Below are 23,056 nucleotides of genomic sequence, written 5' to 3' on the forward strand. Positions count from 1 at the left end.
GTACTGCATGAGCCTGGCTTCCTGTCACGCCAGCCCGACCATCTCGGTGCCGGAACGCCGGGCGCTGGGCGGCACTGCCTCGCTACCCGGCAGGGGGATCCCGATGCGCATGGCGATCGCCGGACGCCCGACGCCGCCGATCAGCCGGCGCAGCGCCTCGCGCACCCCCGGCACCTCCACCACCTCGCTGATCGGCGAGGCGGCCAGCCCGCTCGCGGTGAGGGTCAGCCAGACGTCGGAGAGCGCCTCGCCGGCGGCCAGCCAGTCGCGGGGCTCGTCGGCCTCGGTGGCCAGCACCGCGTACACGGTCCCCCGGTCCGTCCCCTCCCCTGCGGCCAGCCCGGCCGGCCACGCCTGGGCGAAGTCCCGCCGCGCGACCGTGCGCCCGCCGGCCGCCACGACAGTGCGCGCCGACACGCCGTCGCGCTGGAACCCCGCGCGGGTCGTCCAGGCCAGCAGGTCGTCGCGGAACCGCGGGTCGCCGTGCTCGACCGTCCCGGCGTGCGCCACGGCGGCCGCGAACGCCGGCACCTGATCGTCCCGCACGAGCCGCAGCTGTACGCCGTGCCGCCGGGCGACGGCCCGCAGCTCGTCGAGCACGGCCGCGCCGGGCCGCTCGTCGCCGAACGGCCGCCGGTCGGTGCGCCGCTGGTAGATCGCCCGGAACAGCCGCTCGTCGCGCTCCACCCGCTCCCCGGTCCGCAGCCAGGCGACCAGGTCGGGCCGCTCGGGGTCGGGCAGCCGGTCGACGGCGGCGGCGTATCCGGCCGCGCGCAGCGCCACGGTCGCGTGGTGCAGGGCCGCGCCGCAGCTGAGGAGCAGCAGGTGGCCCTCCGGATCGAGCCCGGACAGCTGGCGCGAGCGGTCGGCCCACAGCTCCCCGCGGTCGCCGGCCAGCCGCCAGCGCCAGGGCTGCGTGTTGAACACGGACGGGGCACGCAGGGCCGCGATCGAGGCCTCGGCGACCTGGTCGATGCCGGCGCGGGCTGCCTGCGTCATGGCCATGCTCCCCTCTTCGGTGTCTGCGTCGATCCTGCTTCCACCTTCGCCCGCCACGCCGCCACGCACTAGGGCCGGTGGTCCCGACCCGCCCGGGACCCTTCCGGCATTCATCCCCACTGAGCTTCACCGGAAACGCGCTCCGCCGCCACGTCCATACCTCCACGTCCATAGTGGAGCGGCCCGGCACCCCCGCTCAGGACGTTACCAAGGTTGCGCTCGACGTGGACGTGATCGCCGCGCGGCGGCCCGGTGACGAGGGCGTGTCCGGCGTCCCAATGCCCGCGGGCCCTTGGTCCCGGCGGTTCGGGAGGTTCGGCACACGCGTCGATGCCTGCCCCGGGCGAAGCTGAACCCGTCACCAGGACGAACCGGCACCAGGAGGCCGACCATGAGCACCGCGCACATCCACCGCACCCCGGCCCACCACCTCGAAACGGTCGAAGCCCCCGGCGCCATGCTCACCCGCACCGCCGCCAAAACCCTCGCCGTCCTGCGCTACGCCACCGGCTTCGTCTTCCTCTGGGCCTTCGCCGACAAACTCCTCGGCCTCGGCTACAGCACCCCCACCGCCAAAGCCTGGATCCACGGCGGCAACCCCACCAAAGGCTTCCTCGCCAGCGTCCACGCCGGCCCCCTCCAAAACTTCTTCCACACCATCGCCGGCACCTGGTACGCCAACTGGCTCTTCATGGCCGGCCTCCTCGGCATCGGCCTCGCCCTCACCGCCGGCATCGCCCTGCGCATCACCGCCGCCGCCGGCACCCTCATGATGACCATGATGTGGCTCGCCGAGTTCCCGCCCACCACCACCGCCTCCACCAACCCGATCACCGACTACCACGTCATCTACGCCGCCGTCATGATCGCCCTCGCCACCGCCTACGCCGGCCACACCTGGGGCCTCGGCCGCCGCTGGGCCAAGCTCCCCATCGTCCAGCGCAACCGCTGGCTCATCTGACCTCAATCCCTTCCCCCGAGGCCCGGGTGGCGCCCCAGCGCCACCCGGGCCCTTACTCGTGCTTCGATGTTCCCGTGTCCCACGCGAGGTACGACGGCCACGCCGACTGGTACGACGCGACGTTCCACCGCTACGGCGCCCCGACCGGCTCCGCCGGCCTGCTGGCCGAGCTGCTGGGCCCGCCCGCCCCGGACGACCCGGCCTGCCTGGACGTCGGCTGCGGCACGGGCCTGCACTTCGCCGCCGTCCGCGCCCGCGGCCACCGCGTCGTGGGCGTGGACCTCTCCGCCGACCAGCTGCGCCTCGCCGCCGCCCGCACGGATCTGGTCATCCGCGCCGACGCGCGCCGGCTCCCGTTCCCCGCCGGGCACTTCCCGTCCGTCTGCATGACGTTCGTCCACACGGACGTCGACGACTTTCCCGCCGCGGTGTCCGAGGTCGTACGGGTTCTCCGCCCGGGCGGGCGCCTGGTGTACCTCGGCCTGCACCCGGCCTTCGTGGGCGCCTTCCTGCCCCGCCAGACCGAGCCGGAGGATCAGGAGTTGCGCCTGTCCCCCGGCTACGGAGACGAGGGCCTGCGCCACGACCCGACGGGCCGCTTTCCCGTCCACAGCCGGGTGGGCTCGCGCAACCTGACCCTGGCCACGTTCCTCAACGCCTTCCTGTCCCAGCCCGCCCTGCGCCTGGAGTCCCTGCAGGAGCTGGACACCACCATGCGCCCGTGGCAGCCGGCCCCGGCCGACGGCCGCATCGTCCCCTGGAACCTCGCCCTGACGGCCCGCGCCCTCCCCTGACACCCGGGCGTCCCCGACACCCCGACACTCGCCCCGGCGCCCCAACGGTCGCTCCGGCGTCCCCGACGCCCCGACGCTCGCCCCGACACCCCGACGCTCGCCCCGGCGTCCCCGGCGCCCCAACGGTCGCTCCGGCGTCCCCGACACCCCCACGCTCGCCCCTGTGTCCCCGACGCCCCGGCAGCCCGCGGCGGGCGTCATGCGGCGGCGGCAGGCCTGCTCTGCTCCAGCACGACGACGTCGTCGACCCGGTCCGCCACATCGGTACGGTGCGTGATCAGCACCACGGTCCGCCCCACGGTCGCGTCGAGCAGATCGTCCAGCAGCTCCCCGGCGGTCTGCTCGTCCAGGTGCTCGGTGGGCTCGTCGAGCACCAGCACCGGGAACCCGGCCAGCAGTACCCGGGCCAGCGCGAGCCGCCGCCGCTGCCCGCCGGACACCGCGGCCCCGTGCTCCCCGACGAGCGTCCCCAGCCCGTCCGGCAACGACCGCACCCACCCGTCGATCCGGGCCGCGCGCAGCGCCGCGAACAGCTCCTCCTCGGTGGCCTCGGCCCGCCCCACCCGGAGGTTCGCCTCGATGGTGGTGTCGAACAGGTACGCATCGTCGGACAGCAGCCCCACCACCCGCCGCACGTCGTCCCCGCTCAGCTCGCGCAGGTCCACCCCGCCGAGCGTGACCCGCCCGGCCGCCGGGTCCAGCCACCGCAACAGCAACGCCGCGACGGTGGTCTTCCCCGCCCCGCTCGGCCCGACGAGCGCGACCCGCCGCCCCGCCCCGACCTCGAACGACAGGTCCCGCACCACGGGCCTGCCTTCGACCCACCCGGCCGTGACGTTCTCCAGCCGCAGCACCGCGCCAGACGCCGTCCCCGGCCCGTCGGTGCCCGCCGTCCGGGGCTGAGCATTCCCGCCGAGATGCGCCGCCCCGCCGGCCCGGGACGCCTCTGCATCGCTTGCGCTGTCCTGTGCGATCCGGTCCCGCTTCGGCCCAGCGGCTTCGCCGGACGGCTTCGACGGGTCGGCGGCGCGGGCCGGGACCGGCCGCAGGGCCACGACCGGCCGCAGGGCCGCGGCGATCGGGGGCGGCAGGCCGGCCGGGCTCGCCGGGTCCGGGGTCGGGTCGGCGAGGTTCGTGAGCTCGGCGAGCCGGGCCAGGGCCGCCCGCGCGGCCGCGAGACCCTGGGCCGCCACGGGCACGACGGCGACGGTCTCGAACACCGCCAGCGGCGTGAGCACGACGACCGCCAGCAGCTCCCCCGGCAGTGACCCGGCCCGCACCGCGATCGCGCCCGCGACCAGCCCGGCCAGCACGCTCAGCCCGACGCAGAGCGCGGTGACCGCGGCCGACACCCCGGTCAGCGCCGCGGACCGCCGGTTCGCCGCGACCAGCTCCCGGTCGGTACGCTCCAGCTCCTCCAGCGCCGCGTCCACCGCTCCCGCCGCGATGAGGTCCGGCAGCCCGTGCACCAGGTCGGTGGCCCCGGCCGCGAGTGCTCCCCGCAGCGGCGCCAGCCGAGCGTCCGCCCGGCGGGCGAGCGCGGCCTGCAGCAGCGGTACCCCGACGCCGGCCACGACCAGTCCCACGGCGAGCGCGGCCCCGGCGGCCGGCACGAGGGCGCCGACCAGCAGCACCGCCGCCAGCCCGGTCACCGCCGCCACGGCGATCGGCAGGAAGACCCGGACCACCAGGTCCACCACGGCGTCCACGTCCGCGGCGAGCCGGACCGCCACGTCCCCGCGCCGGAACCCGCGCAGCCCGGCCGGCGCCAGCGGCACCAGTCGCCGGAACACCCGTACCCGCAGCGCCCCGAGCATCCGCAGCGCGGCGTCGTGGCCGGCCAGCCGCTCCGCGTACCGCAGCACGCCCCGCCCGATCCCGAACGCCCGCACGGCGACGATCGCCACCATGAGGTGCAGCACCGGCGGATGCTGCGCCGCCCGCGAGATCAGCCACGCCGACGTGGCCATGAGCCCGACCGCCGCCCCCGCCGCGGCGATCCCGGCCACGAGCGCGACGCCGAGCCGCCCCGCCGCCGGCCGCACCAGCCCCGCCGCCTCCGCCCAACCCCGCCGCCTGCGCCCCGCGCGCCGCTCAGCAGCCTCCGGACCGTCCCCGCGCGACCCGTCACCCGCTGCGACACCGCCGCGCTCGGCCTCGGCCGGCCTGTTCGCGCGAGAGTAGCGGGCCATCGGGGCGTCCCCGTGCGGAAGGCCGGACGCCGCGGCGCCAGAACGGGCAGCATCGCCCGTCGCAGCGTTCACCGCGGGGTGGGCGGGCCGGGAAGGGCGGCCGCGCAGGAGGTCGGTCATCAGGACACCGCCGAAGGGGTCAGGGGGATCTCGCGGTCGGCCAGGGTCAGCAGCGACGGGCGGTGGGCGACCATGATGACGGTGCGGGACGCGGCGTGCTCGCGGATGGCGGACATCACGGCCGCCTCGGTGGCGGCGTCCAGGCCCGCGGTGGGCTCGTCGAGCAGGACCAGCGGCGCGTCGCGGAGGAAGACGCGGGCCAGGCCGATGCGCTGGCGCTGGCCGGCGGACAGGCCCGCGCCGTCGTCGCCGAGGCGGGTTGCCAGGCCGTCGGGCAGGTCGTCGATGAACTCCAGCGCGCCGGCCCGGCGGGCCGCCTCGCGGACCGCGGCGTCGTCGGCGTCGGCCAGGCCGAGGCGGATGTTGTCGGCGATCGTGCCGCTGAAGAGCCACGGGCGCTGCGGCAGCCACGCGACCCGGCGGCGCCAGGCGTCGGCGTCCACCGTGGACAGGTCGAGGCCGTCGACGGTGACGCGGCCGGACGCGGGCGTGGTGAACCCCATCAGCACCGACAGGGCGCTGGACTTGCCGCAGCCGGTCGGGCCGGTCAGCGCGACCAGCTCGCCGGGCCGGACGACCGCGCTGAACGGCGGAAGGGCCGGCCGCCCCGGGTGGCGGACGACCAGGTCCTCGAAGCGGATCTCGCCGACCGGCGGCGGCACGGCACCGGCGGCCGGGGACGCGGGCTCGGTCTCCAGGATGGTGAAGACGTCCGTGGCGGCGGCCAGGCCCTCCGCGCTGGCGTGGTAGTTGGCGCCGACCTGGCGCAGCGGGAGGTACACCTCCGGAGCCAGGATCAGCACCAGCAGGGCGGTGGCCAGGGACAGGCGGCCGTCGACCAGACGCAGGCCGATGCCCACGGCGACCAGGGCGACCGACAGGGTGCCCAGCAGCTCCAGGACAAGCGAGGACAGGAAGGCCAGGCGCAGCGTGCGCATGGTGACGCGGCGCTGGTCGGCGCTGATCTGGGCGATCACCTCGGCCTGGCGGCGGGCACGGCCGAAGACGCGCAGCGTGGGCAGGCCGGCGATCACGTCCAGGAAGTGGTGGGACAGGCGGCTCAGCAGCCGGAACTGGCGCCGGTTGGCGGCCTCGGTCTGCAGGCCGACCAGGGCCATGAAGACCGGGATGAGCGGCAGCGTCAGCGCCATGGTGCCGGCCGCGATCAGGTCGGCGGGGGCGATGCGGGCCAGCAGGATCAGCGGGACCAGGGCGGCCAGGACGAGCTGCGGCAGGTACCGCGCGAAGTACGCGTCCAGCGCGTCCAGCCCCCGCGTGGCCAGCGTCGCGACCTCGCCGCTCGGCGGGGCCGCGGCCGGGCCGAGCGCGGCGACGTGGGCGAGCAGTCGGGAGCGCAGCTGGCGCTTGACCGCGGCCGCGGCGCGGGTGGCCGCCGCCTCCTGGGCCCAGGCGACCGCGGCCCGGGCGGCGGTCACCGCGGCCAGCGCCCCGAGCGCGGGACCGATGCGCCGCAGGTCGGCGCCGTGCAGGTACACGTCGGCGATCGCGCCGGCCAGCAGCGTCGCCTGCGCGACCAGCAGACCGGCCAGGGCGGCGCCGAGCACGACCGACAGCGCCAGGTAGGAGCGGGCCGCCCGGGCATGGCGCAACAGCCTCGGGTCCAGCGGCTTCACCGCCCCACCGCCGGTGCCGCGCCCGGCGGGCCGGGCCGCACCGCCCGGCGGACCGGGCGGGCGGACGGCCGGGTCACTGGTGTGCCGCCGGGATGTGCTCGACGCGCAGGCGGCGGCGGAAGACCCAGTAGCTCCAGGACTGGTAGCCCAGCACGACCGGGGTGAAGCACGCGGCGACCCAGGTCATGACCTTCAAGGTGTACGGCGAGGACGACGCGTTGGTCACCGTCAGGCTCGCGCCCCCGGCGAGCGTGGTCGGCATGACGTCCGGGAACAGCGTCACGAACAGTGCCGCCACGGCCAGAACCAGAGTGGCACCGGTGGCCACGAAGGCCCAGCCCTCGCGGCGGGCCCGCACGGCGGGGACCGCGGCCAGCAGGGCGGCGGCGGCCGCGGCGGACAGCGCCCAGCCCCACGCGTCGTGATGGGTCAGCTGGGTCCACAGCAGGAAGGCGGCGGCCAGCGCGACGGCCGGGGCGGTCAGGCGCCAGGCCAGGGCGCCCGCGCGGTGCCGGATCTCGCCGTCGGTCTTCAGGGCCAGGAACACCGCGCCGTGCAGGGCGAACAGCGACAGCGTGGTCAGGCCGCCGAGCAGGGCGTAGGGGTTGAGCAGGGTGAGGAGGGTGCCGGTGTACTCGTGCTGGGCGTTGAGCGGTACCCCGCGCACGATGTTGGCGAACGCCACGCCCCACAGGATCGACGGGACCAGGCTGCCGCCGATGATGGCGGCGTCCCACCGGCGCCTCCACTGTGGACTGTCAATCTTGCCGCGGTATTCGAACGCCAGCCCCCGCAGGATCAGCGCCACGAGGATGAGCAGCAGCGGGAGGTAGAAGCCGGAGAAGAGTGTGGCGTACCACTCCGGGAAGGCCGCGAACGTGGCGCCGCCAGCGACGAGCAGCCACACCTCGTTGCCGTCCCAGACGGGCCCGATGGTGTTGATGAGCAGGCGGCGCTCGCGCTCGTCCCGGCCGAGGACGGGCAGCAGGAGGCCGACGCCGAAGTCGAAGCCCTCGAGGAGGAAGTAGCCGCACCAGAGCACGGCGATGAGCGCGAACCAGACGGTGGTGAGTGCCATGACGAAATCCCTCCTCAGTAAGCGAATGCCAGTGGACGGTCGGCCTCATCTTCGTCCGGGGGTACGACAATTTCGGGGGCGCCGGCCTTGGCGTACTTGACCATGAGCATCAGTTCGATGACGGCGAGCCCGCCGTACAGCAGCGTGAACACGATCAGCGAGGTCGCCACCGTCGCCGCGGAGACCGACGGCGACACGCTCTGGGAGGTCTTGAACAGGCCGAAGACGGTCCAGGGCTGGCGGCCGACCTCGGTGAAGATCCAGCCGAAGGAGTTGGCCAGCAGCGGCATCGCGACGGTGGACAGGGCGGCCAGCCAGAGCCAGCGGTTGCGGGGCGCGCGGCCCTTGCGCGTGAACCACAGGGCCATCGCGGCCACGGCCATGGCGAGCGCGCCGAAGCCGATCATCAGGCGGAACGACCAGTAGGTGATCGGCACGTACGGCACGTAGTCGCCGTCGCCGTACCGCTGCTCGTACTGCTTCTGGATGTCGTTGATGCCCTCGACCTCGCCCTGCGGGTCGGCCGTGGCCATGAACGACAGCAGCGACGGGATGCGCACGCTGGCGACCTCCTCGCGGCCGTCCAGCGAGCCGATGGTGAACACCGAGAACGACGCGGGCTTGCTGGTGTTGTAGAGCGCCTCGGCGGCGGCCATCTTCATCGGCTGCTGCTCGGTCATGATGCGCGCCTGCAGGTCGCCGGTGATGAGCACCCCGACGCCGGCCACGAGCACCACCCAGGCGCCCAGGCGCAGGCCGGGGCGGAACACGTCGGTCTGGTTGCCGCGGCGCAGGTGCCAGGAGCTGATCGCGAGCAGCACGGCGCCGGCGGTGAGGAAGCAGGCGGTGATCGTGTGCGGGAAGGTGACCAGCGCGGTGCTGTTGGTGAGCACGGCCCAGATGTCGGTGAGCTCGGCGCGGCCGCGCTCGGCGTCGACGGTGTAGCCGACGGGGTGCTGCATCCAGGAGTTCGCGGCCAGGATGAAGTACGCCGACAGCTGTGTGCCGATCGCGGCCAGCCAGATCGTGGCCAGGTGCACCCGCTTGGGCAGGCGGTCCCAGCCGAAGATCCACAGGCCGAGGAAGGTCGACTCCAGGAAGAAGGCGAGCAGGCCCTCGATCGCGAGCGGGGCGCCGAAGATGTCGCCGACGAAGCGCGAGTACGCGCTCCAGTTCATGCCGAACTGGAACTCCTGCACGATGCCGGTGACGACGCCCATGGCGAAGTTGATCAGGAACAGCTTGCCCCAGAACTTCGTCGCCCTGAGGTACTTCTCCTTCCCCGTGCGCACCCACGCGGTCTGCAAACCGGCGACCAACGCGGACATGCCGATGGTGATGGGCACGAAGATGAAGTGGTACACGGTGGTGATCGCGAACTGCCACCGCGCGAGATCGAGGGCGCTCATGTCAGCGATTCTGTTGCCGAGCCGAATGAGACAGCAGGGCCGAAAGTCCTATCAGGCCCGGGCCCTCAGGACCCGGAAGGCCGCGGGAGAGGCCAGAAGGTCGGCAACGTGGTCGGCAGCGCGGTCGGCAACAACGTAGGCCGGACCGTAGGCCGAGCGGTAGGGCTCACGGTAGGCCGGGCCGTCGGGGTCACGGTGGGCCGAGGCGTCGGCCGGGAAGTCGGGATGGGAATCGGCAGCGGCATCGGCGTGGCGCAGTCCAGCCCGCGCAGGTTCCGGGCCGCGTCCGCCCGGTGCTCGCGCAACGTCGGCAGCGTGTCCGAGGCGAACTGCCGCAGCGCGGGGTTGCGCCCGTCGGCCGCCTCCCGCTCGAACGCCCCGATCGCCGCGACGTGATCGGCGTAGGCGGCCGGCGCGTAGGAGCAGTCGAACGCGGGCCCCCGCACCGACCCCCACACGTCGAGGATCGTCCGCTGCGTGGCGTCCGGCCGCGACGGGACGTCGAGCCCGAGCGCGGCGGCCAGGTCGGCGAGCGCCGCCGCGCCCTGCGTGTGATCGGTCACCATGCGGATCCCGAACGCCCGCAGCCGCGGATCGGCGGCCCGGGTCGCCGCGAGCCGGCCGCCCGCGATCTCGTACGCCCCGGCGCGCCCGGCGTCCTCGACGAACGCGCGGTCCTGCGCGGAGGCGGGGGTTGGCGCGGCGTGGGCCGCCATTGGGGGCACGGTGACGAGGAGTGCGGTGGCCAGGGTCCCGACCTTGAGCGCGGCGCGCATGGCGCGACCTCCAATCATGCGAACGAGAGCTACATCACCCTCAGTATCCGCAAGATTGCGCACCGTAATGCCCAAACGGCTAGGGCACGGGGTCGTGCGTCCCCCGCGGCGTTGACGGGTTGCAGCGGCGGATCCGCGCCGCCGTCAGCCGCGAACCGGTCACCAGCCCGTAGCGGCGCACCGCCTCGAGGCCGTAGTTGCTGCACGAGGGCACCTGCCGGCACCGCGTCGGCAGGTGCGGCGAGAGGAAGCGCTGGTAGCCGCGGATGGCCGCCATCCCGGCCCGCCCGGGCCCGCTGGCCGAGCGCCGCGGCGGCCGGGTCGGCGCCGCGACCGCCATCGCCGAGAGCAGCGAGGTGAACATCAGGAAGTTGCAGTCGCAGCCGGGCACGTCACAGCCGTCGCAGCCGTCACACCCGCTGACATCACAGCCGCTGACATCACAGCCGGACCAGTCGCTCCACCACCGCCGGCGCCCCGGCGCCGCCTCGCCCATTTCCACGCAGCGCATTTTGCAGAGGTACCGCGGGACAGATCAATGCTGCTGTCGAGGATCAGGCAGCTGAGGACCCGCAGTGTTTGCCTTAAGTGGTGCGTTCAACCGCCGAGTTGCCTGCTGGGTTGAGGAGGTTCCCTTGACGGTTGAGGCAAGAGGCGCGGTCTCGCGCCGGACACTGCTCGCGGGCGCGGCCGGGGTGCCGTTGCTGGGCGCCGCGGCGGCGTGCGACAGCGCGAACACGGCGGAGGCGGCGGTCGACCCGTTCGGGATCACGGCCGACCGGTCCCTGGAGGTCGTGATCTTCCCGGGCGGCTTCGGCGACGACTACGCCAAGGCCCACGAGGCGATGTACCGCAAGGAGTACCCGAAGGCCAAGGTCGTGCACGAGGCGACGAAGACCATCGCCACCGACATGAAGCCGCGGTTCGACTCCGGCGAGCCGCCGGACGTGCTCAACAACGACGGGGCCGACCAGTTCACCATCGGCGAGCTGGTCAACGACGGCGCCATGCTCGACCTGACCGAGCTGCTGGACAGCCCCAGCTACGACGACAGGAACGTGAAGGTCCGCGACACGCTGCTGCCCGGCACGGTCGAGTCCGGGACGTTCAACGGCAAGGTGTACGCGCTCAACTACATGTACACCGTCTTCGGCCTCTTCTACGACGCGGCCCGCTGGCAGAGCAACGGCTGGGAGCCGCCGCAGACGTGGGACCAGTTCCTGGCCCTGGCCCCGAAGATCAAGGCGGCCGGGATCGCGCCCTTCGCACACGCGGGCAAGTACCCGTACTACATGGGCTGGGCCTTGGCCGACTGGATCCACAAGATCGGCGGCTCCTCCGTGGCGATGGCCATCGACAACCTGGAGCCCGGGGCCTGGCGGCACCAGGCGGTGCTCGACGCCGCCGGCATGGTCATCGACCTCGTCGGCCGCGGGTTCGTCATGCCCGGCAGCGAGACGATGTCGCACACGGTGTCGCAGCAGGCGCTCATCGACGGCAAGTGCGCGATGATCCCGTGCGGCACCTGGCTGGAGAACGAGATGAAGGCCACGCTGCCGCAGTCGGCCAAGCTGACCATCGTGCCGGTGTGGAGCGCCGGGGCGAAGGACGCCATGCCCTACGGGTCGGCCCGGGCGGGGGCCAGCGGCGCGTTCGTCGTGCCGACCATGGCCAAGAACAAGGCCGGCGGGCTGGAGTACCTGCGCGTCATGCTCTCCAAGGCGGGCGCGTCGAAGTTCTCGGCGCTGACCAACTCGCTGGCCAGCCGCAAGGACTCGGCCGAAGGGGTGTCGGGCTCGTCGGGGCTCGCCTCGGCCGCGAACGTGGTGAAGGCCGCCGGGAACAACCTCATGACCTGGAAGTTCAGCGACTGGTACGGGGCGCTGGAGAAGGCGTGGGAGGCCGCCATCGCCGACGTCATGTCCGGCAGGACCAAGCGGGCGGCCGACTTCGCCGCCGCGATGCAGGCCGCCGCCGACGGGGTGGCCCGCGACTCCTCCATCACCAAGTTCCACCGGAACGCCTGATGGGCGCCCTTCGCGACATCCGGTGGACGGTCGGCCGCCGGCTGCTGGCCGGCTTCGGCGTGGCCCTGCTGCTCATCGTCGCCGTCGGCGCGGTCGCGTACCGCAACACGGTCCGGCTGACCTCCAACGACCGGCAGATGGAGCAGGCCCACGCGCGCATGAGCGACCTCGACTCGCTCATGCGCACCCTGCAGTCCGCCCAGTACAGCGCCCAGTCGTACGTGATCTCCGGCGGCGCCGCCGACCTGGCCGCGTACGCCAAGGCCAGGCAGGCCACGATCGACGGCGTGGCCACGGTCGGCAAGACCGTGTACGCCGACGTGCACCAGCGCGACCTGATCCGCGAGCTCAACCCGCTCGTCGACGCGAGCTTCGCCCTCATGGACCGGATGACCGAGGCCCGCAAGAGCAGCGGCATCGACGCGGCCAGCAAGGTCGCCGACGCCGACCGGTCCCAGCGGCTCATCTCCGGCGTGCAGCGCGTCACCGGGCAGCTGCTCGACGCGCAGCAGCGGCACATCGCCGACATGACGGCCACGTCGAACACGCTGGCCGGCACCACGAAGGGCGTGGTGCTCGGCGGCACGGCGGTGGCCGCGGTCCTGCTGCTGATCATCTCGCTGTGGCTGGCCCGCAGCATCGTGCGCCCGATCAACGTGCTCGCCGACCGCATCGCCGAGATCGCCGACGGCGACGGCGACCTGACCCGCCGGGTGGACGAGTCCCGCCGCGACGAGGTCGGCGACCTGGCCCGCCGGTTCAACCGGTTCGCCGACAACATCGCCCGGCTGGTGCGCGACATCGCCGAGGCGGGCGGGTCGGCGGCGGCCGCGGCCCATGAACTGTCGGCGATCAGCGCCGACATGACCCGCAACGCCGAGCGCACCCACACCGAGGCGCAGGCCGCCGCGGGGGCGGCCGAGAGCGTCTCGCACAGCGTGCAGACGGTCGCCGCCGGCGCCCAGGAGATGGGCAGCTCGATCCACGAGATCGCGCAGAGCGCCGCCTCGGCCAGCACCGCCGGCACCGACGCCGTGGCCCGGGCCGAGGAGGCCAACGCCACCGTCGAGCGGCTCGGCGCCTCCTCGGCGGCCATCAACGACGTGCTCGCCATGATCGGCGCGATCGCCAAGCAGACGAACCTGCTGGCCCTCAACGCGACCATCGAGTCGGCCCGCGCCGGGGAGGCCGGCAAGGGCTTCGGCGTGGTCGCCGACGAGGTGCGCAGCCTGGCCCAGCAGACCGCCGAGGCGACGGAGAACATCACCGCCCGCATCGCCGCCATCCAGCAGGACGTGTCCCAGGCGGTCTCGGCGATCTCGGCCACCGGCGACGTGATCGGCGACGTGAACAGCTACCAGAGCAGCATCGCCAGCGCCGTCGAGGAGCAGTCGGCCAGCACGGCGAGCATCGGCCAGCACATCGGCAGGGCCGCCGACAGCGCCGCGTCGATCGCCGGCAGCGTGCGCAGCATCGTCGACATCGCCCAGGTGACCGCGAACGGCATCGGCCAGGTCACCAACGCCGCCGACGAGCTCAGCGCGGTCTCGAACCGCCTCACCGCCCTGGTCGGCCGCTTCCGCACCTGACCCGGCGGGCCGCCCGCACAACCGAGCGGGACGGCGCAGGCTGTGCCACGCTCAGTGGCGTGACGGGACCCATGCTCAGCCCCCATGGGCCGACGGCGGTGCGGGGCGCGGTGGCGGCCGCGCTCGGCCTGATCGCCGCCTTCGCGATCGGCCCCGCCTTCGGCTGGCCCTACGCGCCGGTGGCCGGCTGGAGCGTGGCCGTCCTGGTGTACGCCGGGCACACCTGGTTGGTCATCGGCCGCATGTCGGCGCACGAGACCGCCGCGCACGCCACCCGCGAGGACCCCGGCCGGCGGGTCACCGACCTCGTCGTCGTGCTGGCCAGCCTGGCCAGCCTCGCGGGCGTCCTCTACGTCCTCGCGGCCGGCGCGTCCAAGGGCGTGGGCGCGGACGTCTCGGCCGCCCTGGGCATCGCCGACGTGGTCGCGTCCTGGCTGCTGCTGCACACGGTGTTCACCCTGCGCTACGCCGAGCTGTACTACACCGGCACCCCGGGCGGCGTCAGCTTCAACCAGGACGAGGACCCCTCGTACGCCGACTTCGCCTACCTGGCGTTCACGCTCGGCATGACGTACCAGGTCTCGGACACCAACCTGCAGACCCGCGCCATCCGGGCGACCGCGCTGCGGCACAGCCTGCTGTCGTACCTCTTCGGCGCGATCATCCTGGCGACCACCATCAACCTGGTCGCCGGCCTGGGCCACTCCGGGGGCTGAGCCGCCGGCTCGCGGGCTCCCGCCGGGGCGGGACAACGTTCCCGGGCGGCCAGGACAGGTGGACCCTGCGGCCCGGGGCGGCCCCGCCGGACAGTGCCGGCATGACTTCTTCGAGAACATGGGCGTTCGCCGGGGCCCTCGGCGGGCTCACCGGGCTGATCGGCCTCTTCATCTGCAGCAACCTCACCGCGCAGGTCGGCGACGGGATCAAGGACAACGCGCTGGTGGTGGCGGCCATCAGCGGCCAGCGCGGGTACGTCTGGGCCACCCAGGTGATCTGCTTCGTGGTGGCGGCGCTGCTGGTCGTCTTCGCGGCCGGCCTGCGGCGGCACCTCGCGGCGCAGGAGCCGGCCGGCGGGCTGGTGCCGGCGGTGGCGGCGGGCGGCGTCGGGCTGGTCGCCGTGCTGCTGCTCGTCGGGGGCGGCATCTCCACCGAGCTGTACTGGGCCCTCGGCGAGCCGCAGCGCTGGGACCCCGACACGATCGCGGCGCTGGTCGAGGTCTACAACACGCTGCCGTGGCTGTGGGCCGGGGCCGGGATCGCGGCCGCCGCGGTGGCCGTGGGCGGGCTGCGGCACGGGTCGGCGAGCCGGTGGCTCGGCGCGGTCAGCGGGGTCTGCGCGGTGCTCGTCCTGGCCACCCAGGCGTTCCCGGTGCAGTACGCCGCCCTCTTCCCCGGCGCCCTGTGGGTGTTCGTCGCCGGGCTGGGCTTCGCCTTCGGCGGGCGCGGACGGGCGGCGGTCGTCTAACGTGCAGCCGATGAGGGCGTGGCCGCTGGGCGCCGCGGGGCTGGTGCTGGCCGGGGTGGCCGTATGGCTCGCGGTGCGCAACGGCGCGCCCGCGGGCGAGGTCGCGTACCTGCCGGCGGTCGCGGCGTGCGCGGTCGCCGGGGCGCTCATCGCCGCCCGGCGGCCCGGGAACCCGGTCGGCTGGCTGCTGCTCACCAGCGGCCTGTCGTTCGCGTTGCTGGAGTGCTGCGGGCAGGCCGCGGTGGCCGGGGTCCGGGCGCTCGCGTGGCCGCAGACGTGGCTGTGGGTGCCGGCCAACCTCGGGCTCGCGCTGCTGCCCGTCTACTTCCCGGACGGGCGGCCGGCCCGGTGGTGGCGATGGCCGGTGCGCGGGCTGCTCGGGCTGGCAGCGGTGGCCGCGGTCACCGGGGCGCTGCGGCCGGGGGTCAACGGCCAGGTGCGGCCCGCGGCGCCGGCCAACCCGCTCGGCGTGGCCGCGATGGCCGGGGTCACGCCGGTGGCCGAGAAGGCGTTCACGCTCGCCGCCGCCCTCGTGTTCGTGGCCGGGGCGGCCGGCGTGGTGCTGCGCGCCCGGGGGCTCGACCGGGTGCCCCGGCAGCAGGCGCGCTGGCTGGCGTACACCTGCGGGATCGTCGCCCTCGTCGTGCTGGCGCGGCTGGCCGCCGGGCTGCTCGACGGCCATCCGGAGCGGGTCTGGCCGGACGAGGGGGCGGCCTGGGACGTGGCCGACGGGCTCGCCATCGCGCTCATCCCGGCCGGCGTCGGGGTGGCCGTGCTGCGCCACCGGCTCTTCGACATCGATCTGCTCATCAGCCGTACCGCGGTCTTCGCCGTCCTCACCGCCGCGGTGAGCGGCGCCTACCTGCTGGCCGTCGGGGCGCTCGGCGCGTCGTCGGTGCTCGCCGCCGTGGCCGCCGCGCTGGTCCTCGGCGGGCTGCGGGAGTGGGTGCAGCGCCGGGTCAATCTCCTGGTGTACGGCGAGCGCGACGACCCGTACACGGTGCTGACCCGGCTCGGCGAGCGCCTGGCCGCCGTGCCCGACCCGGGGGCGATCCTGGCCACGGCGACCGGCACGGTCCGGGAGGCGCTGCGGCTGTCCTACGTCGGCGTCGAGGTCGACGGCGGCCCGCTCTACGAGCTCGGCACCCGGCCGGCCGAGCCGGTCACGCTGCCGCTCGTGGCCGGGGGCGAGCCGGTCGGCACGCTGCGGCTCAGCCCGCGGCCCGGGGAGGCGGCCCTGGGGCGGCGCGACCGTCGGCTGCTGGCCGACCTGGCCGGGCCGATCGGCGTCGCCGTGCAGGCGGTGCGCTACTCCGCGGCCCTGCAGCGCTCCCGCGAGCAGCTCGTCGTGGCCCGCGAGGAGGAGCGCCGGCGGCTGCGCCGCGACCTGCACGACGGGCTCGGGCCGACGCTCGCCGGCCTCACCATGCGGGCCGAGGCGGCCCAGGAGGTGGGCGGCGAGGAGGCGCGGCAGCTGCTGGAGGAGATCGTGGCCGACGCCCAGACCGCGGTCGCCGACGTGCGGCGGCTCGTCGAGGGGCTGCGCCCGCCGGCCCTGGACACGCTCGGGCTCGTCGGCGCGCTGCGGGCGCACCTGGCCGGCTGGCCCGCCGGGCCGCGGGTCCGGCTCGACGCACCCGACGACCTGGGGCCGCTGCCGGCGGCGACCGAGGTGGCGGCGTACCGGATCGCGATCGAGGCCCTCGCGAACGCCCGCCGGCACGCCGGGGCCGGTGCGGTACACCTGCGGCTCGGTCTGGGCGAGGATGGGCTCCGGCTGACAGTCAGCGACGACGGGCGCGGCACGCGGCCGGGAACGGACGGGGTGGGGATGCACTCGATGCGTGAGCGGGCCGCCGAGCTGGGCGGCGAGCTGACCGTCACGTCCACGCGGGGCGGCACCACCGTGTCCGCCCGCCTGCCGATGGCGGCGCAGGCATGACCGAGCCGGTGCGGGTCCTCGTCGTCGACGACCACGAGCAGTTCCGGGCCGGGCTGCGCGCCCTGCTGGCCACCAGCGCCGAGGTCGAGCTGTGCGGCGAGGCGGCCAGCGCCGAGGAGGCCCTGGCCGCGCTGCCCCGGCTGCAACCCGACGTGGTCCTGCTCGACCTGGTCATGCCCGGGATGGGCGGCATCGCGGCGGCCGCGCGGATCGCCGCCGACATGCCGCACGTGCGGGTCCTGGTGCTGAGCATGGCCGACGACGACGATTCGGTCTTCGCCGCCGTGCGCGCCGGCGCCCGCGGCTACATCCTCAAGGGCGCCCGCCGGTCGGAGATCATCCGCTCGATCCGGGTGGTCGCCGACGGCGAGGCGATCTTCGGGCCGGCCATCGCGACCCGGCTCATGGGGTACTTCGCCTCCCTGGACCGCACCGCCCCCGACCCGTTCCCGGAGCTCACCCAGCGGGAACGGCAGATCCTGGCCCACATCGCCCGGCACCTGACCAACCCGCAGATCGCCGAGCGGCTCGGGGTGAGCCAGAAGACCGTGCGCAACCACGTGTCGAACATCTTCACCAAGCTGCAGGTGGCCGACCGCGCCCAGGCCATCGTCCTGGCCCGCGAGGCCGGGCTCACCGGCGACTGAGCCGGCTCATGACGGCTTCGCGATGACCTGGAACTTGTTCTCGGCCCGGCGGGCGAACTTCACGAAGCCGCGCAGCCCCGACAGCCCCTCCATCAGGCCGAAGACCGGGATCAGCGCGATCACGGCGAAGGGCTCCCACCAGCGGCGGCGCCCGTTCTCGGAGACCGCGGCGTTGACCCGCAGGCCCTCCCAGTACATCCAGATGACGTACGCCATGTTCAGCGCCCACAGCGGGATGACGATGTTCGTCACCGGGGAGGTGTTGCGGTCCGCGACGAGGAAGGCCAGGAGCATGACCACGGCCACGTTCTGGAACGGGCCGATCACCCACGAGATGACCGAGTAGCCCAGCAGCAGCCGGTTGCGCAGCTGCAGGGAGCGGTTGAAGACCAGCCCGGCCAGCCCCCACGACCAGCGCTCCCGCTGCTTGACGAAGTCGCGCAGGCTGGCCGGGGAGGCGCCGTAGCAGCGGCCCCCGAACCAGGCGCTGCGCCCCTCGTAGCGGGCGCTGAACAGCAACGCGAACTGGGCGTCCTCGACGAGGCTGCGGGGGCCGAAGTCCCAGCCGATGCTCGCCTCGATCGAGGCCCGCACCAGCAGCAGCTCACCGTGCACGCCGGCCCGTGGCGTGCCGCCGCCGGTCCACGCGGAGAAGCGCCCGACGTCCTCCGCCGGGCGGGCCGAGTCGGCGAGCCAGGTCAGGCGGTTCGCCGCATATTCGCGGGGGTACGTCAGGATCCCCTGCGCCAGGTGCTTGCGCTCGGGCCCGGCCTGCGCCTGCTCCGCCACGAACCGGGCCATTGCCTGGGCCGTGTCCGGGCCGACCCCGGTGTCGTCGTCCATGTGCAGCACCCACACGTCGTCGCGCGCCTCCCCCTCCCGGCTGCGCTGCTCCGCCAGGTAGTGGGTGGCGCGCGCCTTGAACCGCGTGCCGTTCGGGGTGCGGTAGCTGTCCGGCACGGTCACCACGCGGACCTTGTCGCTGCCCGCGGCGAGGTCGGCGATGGGCCCGGCGGCCTCGCAGCCCTCGTCGACGACGACGTCGACCCGCAGCCGCGGGAAACGGTCCGGCAGGTGGCTCAGGTACGAGCGCACCGAGCGCTCCAGCGCCGGGTAGGTGTCGTGCCGCCCGACGGTGGGCACCGCGACGATGAGCTGTTCGCCGCTTTGCTCCAGGGCGCGGCCGGACCAGCGCTCGTGCGACTCGCGCAGGGCCCGGCGGGTTCTTCGGATGCCGACGATGCCGGTCAGCGTGGTGAAGAGCGGCCACGTCCAGACGACGGTCAGCGGCCAGCCGAGCCGCCCGGAGTACGACCCGGTGAGCCACAGGTCGCCCGCCACGACGACGACGAAGGACAGGATCAGGGGCAGGTACGTCGGTCTCCACCGTGCCAGCCGGCGGTGCAGCTCCTCCGATCGCTCCACGCCGCGGTGTCTACCCGGCCTGGGCGGCGTACACCTCAGCCTCCCGCGCCGTGGCCCGGATACCGTCCGGGCCGTCGAACAGCCGCTTGCCCCACTGCGTCAGGCTGGACGCGTCGAAGCCGGTGGCCACGTCGAGGTACTCCACGCCGCCGGTGTTGCCGCTCCACGACCACCCGAGGTAGCCGATCCCGCGGGCACCGGCCTCGCGCATGATGGTGTCGGCGTCAACGGCGCCGTCGGTGTGCTTCCACCCGAACTCGCCGACCACCAGGGGCAGGCCGGCCCGTTCGAAGGCGTCGTAGTAGCCGGTCACCTTGGCGGCGGTGTCGTACACGCCGTACATGTGCACAGAGAACGCGACGTTGTGCCGCGGGTCGCTCGCGAGCACGGCCGGTGCGTTGCCGCGCATGACGCCCTGCCAGTCCTGGCCCCAGCCGGGCGCGTCGACCATGAGCAGGTTGCCGAGTCCGGCGGCGCGCACCCGGGCGATCGCCGCCTTCGTGGCGCCGGTCCACGCCTCGTTGCCGGCGTTGCCGTACGGCTCGTTGCCGAGGTTGACCACGACGTAGTCCTCCTGGCCCTGCAGCACCGGCCGGAGCCCGGCCCAGAATTCGGCGGCCGCGTCCAGGCCGACGGATCCGGCCTGTTCCCCGTGTCCGGTGGTGTCGTGGTACTCCAGCACGCAGATCAGCCGGTTGGCCTTGCAGTGTGCGACGATATCCGCCACCTCGCTCGCCGTGACCTGGCCGTCGAGGACCACGCGCAGCGTGTTGGCCCCGAGCCGCTTGACGTCGGCGTACACCTGGTTCTGGGCCTTGTACCAGGCGTACGGGTGGCTGACCCCGCGCATCACGAACGGACTGCCGTCTCCCTCGACGATCTGCGAGCCCTTCACGTGCAGCCCTTTGTGCGTGGCGGGCGTGGCCAAGCCCTTCGACACGGGCCGGCTGTGCAGCGCAAGGGCCACGAGCACGGCGACAACCACCAGACCCACGATAACCGCTGATTTCCGCATGAATCCCCATTCGTCGGGCGTCGGCGGCGGCCAGAGTACCTGGCGGCGGTAGCGTGGCAACCGTGGCGATGAACCTCGCACAGAAGCTCATCCACGCCCACCTGGCAGGCGGCGACCCGGCGCCCGGCGAGGAGATCGCGCTGCGGGTCGACCAGACGCTCACCCAGGACGCGACCGGCACGATGGTCATGCTGGAGCTCGAGGCGCTGGGGATCGACCGGGTGCGGACCGAGTCGGTGCAGTATGTCGACCACAACCTGCTGCAGGCCGACGAGCGCAACATGGCCGACCACCTGTTCCTGCGCTCCGCCTGCCGGCGTTTCGGCGTGTGGTACTCCAAGCCCGGCAACGGCGTGTCCCACCCCACCCACATGCAGCGCTTCGGCGTGCCGGGGAAGCTGCTCGCCGGCTCCGACTCGCACACCTGCGCCGCCGGCTCGCTGGGCATGCTGGCCATCGGCGTCGGCGGCCTGGACGTGGCGATGGCCATGGCCGGCGAGCCGCTGTACCTGGTCATGCCCGAGATCTGGGGTGTGCGCCTGACCGGCGAGCTGCCGCCGTGGGTGAGCGCCAAGGACGTGATCCTGGAGATGCTGCGCCGCCACGGGGTGGCCGGCGGGGTGCACCGCATCATCGAGTACCACGGCCCCGGCCTGGCCTGCCTGTCCGCCATGGACCGCCACGTCATCGCCAACATGGGCGCCGAGCTGGGCGCCACGACGAGCGTCTTGCCCGCCGACGACCGCGTCCGCGAGTTCCTCGAGGCCGAGGACCGGGCGGACGACTTCACGCGGCTCGTGGCGGACGACGGCGCCGGCTACGACGTGACCGACGAGATCGATCTTTCCGCACTGGTACCGCTGATCGCCCGCCCGGGATCGCCCGGCGACGTGGTGCCGGTGCAGGAGGTCGCCGGGGCCGACGTACACCAGGCGGTCATTGGCTCGTCGGCCAATCCGGGCCTGCGCGACTTCGCCGTCGTGGCCGCGATCCTGGAGGGCCGGCAGTCCCACCCGCAGGTGTCGCTGGACGTCAACCCGTCCTCGCGGCAGATTCTCGCCGACCTGACCGCGATGGGCGCGACGACGGCCCTCATCCAGTCCGGCGCCCGGCTGCACCAGACCGGCTGCCTGGGCTGCATCGGCATGGGCCAGGCCCCGGCGATCGGCCACAACAGCCTCCGCACGATGCCGCGCAACTTCCCCGGCCGCTCCGGCACCGCCGACGACCGGGTCTGGCTGTGCTCCCCGGAGACCGCCGCGGCGGCCGCCCTCACCGGCCGCATCACCGACCCGCGCACCCTGGACATGGACTACCCGACGCTGTCGCTGCCGTCGCGCTCGGCGGTGAACCGGGCGATGCTGGAGCCGCCCACCGACGAGCCGGCCGAGCTGGAGAAGGCGCCGAGCATCGGCTCCATGCCCGACCTGGACCCGATGCCGGCCGACCTCGCGGCGACCGTCGCCATCACGGTCGGCGACGACATCTCGACCGACGAGATCCTGCAGGCGGGCGCATCAGCGTTGCCCTTCCGCAGCAATATCGAGAAGCTCGCCGAGTTCACCTTCCGCCGCGTCGACGCCGGCTACGTCGAGCGCGCCGAGCACCCCCACGCGATCGTCGCCGGCCGCAACTACGGCCAGGGCTCCTCCCGCGAGCACGCCGTGCTGGCCCCGCGCTTCCTCGGCCTGCGGCTGGTGCTGGCCCGCTCCTACGCCCGCATCCACTGGCAGAACCTGGTCAACTTCGGGGTGCTGCCGCTGGAGTACGGCGACGACTCCGATATCCCCGCCGCCGGCGACCGCCTGGAGGTGTCCGGCGTGCCCGACGCCCTGCGCGACGGCCACGACGTCGAGGTCCGCAACGCGACCCGCGGCAGCACCATCCGCTGCCGCCACCGCCTCTCCGCCCGCCAGGTCGGCCTGATCCTGGCCGGCGGCCGCATCCCCGCCTTCCGCGCCGCCGCGTAGGTGCACAGCTCGCCGCCCGCGGCCCCACGCCGCGTGGGCATCACGACTACCCTCGTCGATCAAGCTTGCTGGCGGAGGGCAGGGAGTGACAATGACGTTGTTCGACGAGCACGAACGCTCACGGTGGACGGGACGCGCAGCGGCGTACCAACGCAGCTTCGCAGCCCTGTGTGCCTACCCTGCAGAGGCCCTGCTGGATGCGGCCGGGGTCGAGGGCGGCCATCGGATGCTGGACGCCGGTACCGGCCCCGGCACCGTCGCCGCTCTGGCACGCGCACGCGGTGCTGCCGTCGTGGCGGTCGACGCGGAACCGAGCATGGTGGACACCGCACGCCTACGGGTTCCCGATGCCGAAGTGCACCAGGCGATGCTGCCGCACCTGCCGTTCACCGACGGGTGCTTCGACGCGGCCGTGGCCAACTTTGTGATCAACCATGTCGGCGACCCTGCGGCCGCGGTTGCCGAACTCTGCCGCGTGGTGCGTCCCGGCGGGCGGGTTGCCGTGACGGTGTGGCCCCACCCCCAGCCGCCCCTGCAACAACTCTGGGGCCAGATCTTCGATGCCTCCGGCGCCCGACGCCCGGCCGCCATGCCCAGACTGGACGCCGACAAGGACTTTCCCCGCAACCCCGCGGGCCTCTCGGCGCTACTGGCCGGCGCTGGACTCTCCGATGTGCGTTGCCGCACGATCGCCTGGACGCATCACGCTGATCCAGAGGACTGGTGGAGCGGACCCGCCAACGGCATCGGCGCCCTGGGCCTGCTGATGGAGCACCAGCCACCGAGCATGATCACCCGCATTCGGCACGAGTACGAGCGGCTCACCGCCGCCTACCGCAGCGACGACGGACTGCTGGCATTGCCGACCGCCGCCCTGCTGGCGTCCGCGGCCGTGTGCTGACGACCTTCGCTCAGGACAGGCGACCACCGTGCTGCGGGCCGGCGGCCTCCGCCGACCCGGCCCTCGTCCGCCCGCTATGCCTCTTGCTCCTCGGGCAGGACCGGCCGGGCGA

General features: G+C 73.9%; 19 protein-coding genes. 10 read left to right on the plus strand and 9 right to left on the minus strand.

The genetic code is table 11. From position 1 onward, the window contains the following. Positions 1–24: 24 nt before the first annotated feature. Complete coding sequence (locus tag ABD352_RS39050; protein WP_344617607.1) at positions 25–999, minus strand: Acg family FMN-binding oxidoreductase; 975 nt, start codon at positions 997–999, stop codon at positions 25–27. A gap of 391 nt (positions 1,000–1,390) precedes the next feature. On the opposite strand from ABD352_RS39050, the gene ABD352_RS39055 reads away from it, so the two are divergent. Further along, entirely contained in the window at positions 1,391–1,960 is a 570-nt protein-coding gene (locus ABD352_RS39055) for a hypothetical protein (protein ID WP_344617608.1), read from the plus strand. 74 nt (positions 1,961–2,034) lie between these two features. Then, complete coding sequence (locus tag ABD352_RS39060) at positions 2,035–2,754, plus strand: class I SAM-dependent methyltransferase (protein ID WP_344617609.1); 720 nt, start codon at positions 2,035–2,037, stop codon at positions 2,752–2,754. Positions 2,755–2,951: 197 nt separating this feature from the next. Here the strand turns inward: ABD352_RS39060 and ABD352_RS39065 are convergent, their stop codons facing one another. The 6 genes from ABD352_RS39065 to yidD form a co-directional block, all read right to left on the minus strand. Next, complete coding sequence (locus tag ABD352_RS39065) at positions 2,952–4,799, minus strand: amino acid ABC transporter ATP-binding/permease protein (protein WP_344617610.1); 1,848 nt, start codon at positions 4,797–4,799, stop codon at positions 2,952–2,954. 266 nt (positions 4,800–5,065) lie between these two features. Continuing rightward, positions 5,066–6,700 carry a thiol reductant ABC exporter subunit CydD gene (cydD, locus tag ABD352_RS39070; RefSeq protein WP_344617611.1) on the minus strand — a complete coding sequence of 545 codons (1,635 nt, stop codon included), beginning with the start codon at positions 6,698–6,700 and terminating at the stop codon, positions 5,066–5,068. A 73-nt stretch (positions 6,701–6,773) separates the two neighbouring features. After that, the gene (gene cydB, locus ABD352_RS39075) at positions 6,774–7,778 is read right to left on the minus strand and encodes a cytochrome d ubiquinol oxidase subunit II (protein WP_344617612.1); all 1,005 of its coding nucleotides are present in this window, start codon (positions 7,776–7,778) and stop codon (positions 6,774–6,776) included. Positions 7,779–7,792: 14 nt separating this feature from the next. After that, positions 7,793–9,187 carry a cytochrome ubiquinol oxidase subunit I gene (locus ABD352_RS39080; RefSeq protein ID WP_344617613.1) on the minus strand — a complete coding sequence of 465 codons (1,395 nt, stop codon included), beginning with the start codon at positions 9,185–9,187 and terminating at the stop codon, positions 7,793–7,795. A gap of 65 nt (positions 9,188–9,252) precedes the next feature. Further along, the gene (locus tag ABD352_RS39085; protein WP_344617614.1) at positions 9,253–9,963 is read right to left on the minus strand and encodes a DUF4142 domain-containing protein; all 711 of its coding nucleotides are present in this window, start codon (positions 9,961–9,963) and stop codon (positions 9,253–9,255) included. A gap of 79 nt (positions 9,964–10,042) precedes the next feature. Further along, positions 10,043–10,459, minus strand: coding sequence for a membrane protein insertion efficiency factor YidD (gene yidD, locus ABD352_RS39090; RefSeq protein ID WP_344617645.1), 417 nt, complete (start codon positions 10,457–10,459; stop codon positions 10,043–10,045). Positions 10,460–10,598: 139 nt separating this feature from the next. Between yidD and ngcE the strand changes: the two genes are divergently transcribed. The 6 genes from ngcE to ABD352_RS39120 all read left to right on the plus strand — a co-directional run bounded on the left by ngcE (position 10,599) and on the right by ABD352_RS39120 (position 17,633). After that, positions 10,599–11,990: an N-acetylglucosamine/diacetylchitobiose ABC transporter substrate-binding protein gene (gene ngcE / locus ABD352_RS39095; RefSeq protein WP_344617615.1), complete on the plus strand. Its 1,392-nt coding sequence runs from the start codon at positions 10,599–10,601 to the stop codon at positions 11,988–11,990. Further along, positions 11,990–13,579: a methyl-accepting chemotaxis protein gene (locus ABD352_RS39100; protein ID WP_344617616.1), complete on the plus strand. Its 1,590-nt coding sequence runs from the start codon at positions 11,990–11,992 to the stop codon at positions 13,577–13,579. Before ngcE ends, ABD352_RS39100 begins: the two co-directional genes overlap by 1 nt. Positions 13,580–13,638: 59 nt before the next feature. Next, on the plus strand, positions 13,639–14,295 hold the full coding sequence (locus ABD352_RS39105; protein ID WP_344617617.1) for a DUF1345 domain-containing protein: 657 nt from the start codon (positions 13,639–13,641) through the stop codon (positions 14,293–14,295). A 101-nt stretch (positions 14,296–14,396) separates the two neighbouring features. Further along, on the plus strand, positions 14,397–15,044 hold the full coding sequence (locus tag ABD352_RS39110; RefSeq protein ID WP_344617618.1) for a hypothetical protein: 648 nt from the start codon (positions 14,397–14,399) through the stop codon (positions 15,042–15,044). Positions 15,045–15,054: 10 nt separating this feature from the next. Next, the gene (locus tag ABD352_RS39115) at positions 15,055–16,986 is read left to right on the plus strand and encodes a sensor histidine kinase (protein WP_344617619.1); all 1,932 of its coding nucleotides are present in this window, start codon (positions 15,055–15,057) and stop codon (positions 16,984–16,986) included. Beyond that, positions 16,983–17,633 (plus strand): response regulator, encoded by a 651-nt coding sequence (locus tag ABD352_RS39120; RefSeq protein ID WP_344617620.1) that lies wholly within the window; start codon positions 16,983–16,985, stop codon positions 17,631–17,633. Before ABD352_RS39115 ends, ABD352_RS39120 begins: the two co-directional genes overlap by 4 nt. 6 nt (positions 17,634–17,639) lie before the next feature. On the opposite strand, the gene ABD352_RS39125 is transcribed toward ABD352_RS39120, so the two are convergent. Together ABD352_RS39125 and ABD352_RS39130 are read right to left on the minus strand one after the other, a co-directional pair. After that, entirely contained in the window at positions 17,640–19,058 is a 1,419-nt protein-coding gene (locus tag ABD352_RS39125; RefSeq protein WP_344617621.1) for a glycosyltransferase family 2 protein, read from the minus strand. A 10-nt stretch (positions 19,059–19,068) separates the two neighbouring features. Next, positions 19,069–20,043 (minus strand): glycoside hydrolase family 5 protein, encoded by a 975-nt coding sequence (locus ABD352_RS39130; RefSeq protein WP_344617622.1) that lies wholly within the window; start codon positions 20,041–20,043, stop codon positions 19,069–19,071. A 98-nt stretch (positions 20,044–20,141) separates the two neighbouring features. On the opposite strand from ABD352_RS39130, the gene ABD352_RS39135 reads away from it, so the two are divergent. Both ABD352_RS39135 and ABD352_RS39140 read left to right on the plus strand, forming a co-directional pair. Next, the gene (locus ABD352_RS39135; protein ID WP_344617646.1) at positions 20,142–22,043 is read left to right on the plus strand and encodes an aconitate hydratase; all 1,902 of its coding nucleotides are present in this window, start codon (positions 20,142–20,144) and stop codon (positions 22,041–22,043) included. A gap of 91 nt (positions 22,044–22,134) precedes the next feature. Then, positions 22,135–22,944 carry a class I SAM-dependent methyltransferase gene (locus ABD352_RS39140; RefSeq protein WP_344617623.1) on the plus strand — a complete coding sequence of 270 codons (810 nt, stop codon included), beginning with the start codon at positions 22,135–22,137 and terminating at the stop codon, positions 22,942–22,944. Positions 22,945–23,056: the final 112 nt, after the last annotated feature.

The sequence above is a fragment of the Dactylosporangium salmoneum genome (assembly GCF_039532525.1).
Classification (GTDB): domain Bacteria; phylum Actinomycetota; class Actinomycetes; order Mycobacteriales; family Micromonosporaceae; genus Dactylosporangium; species Dactylosporangium salmoneum.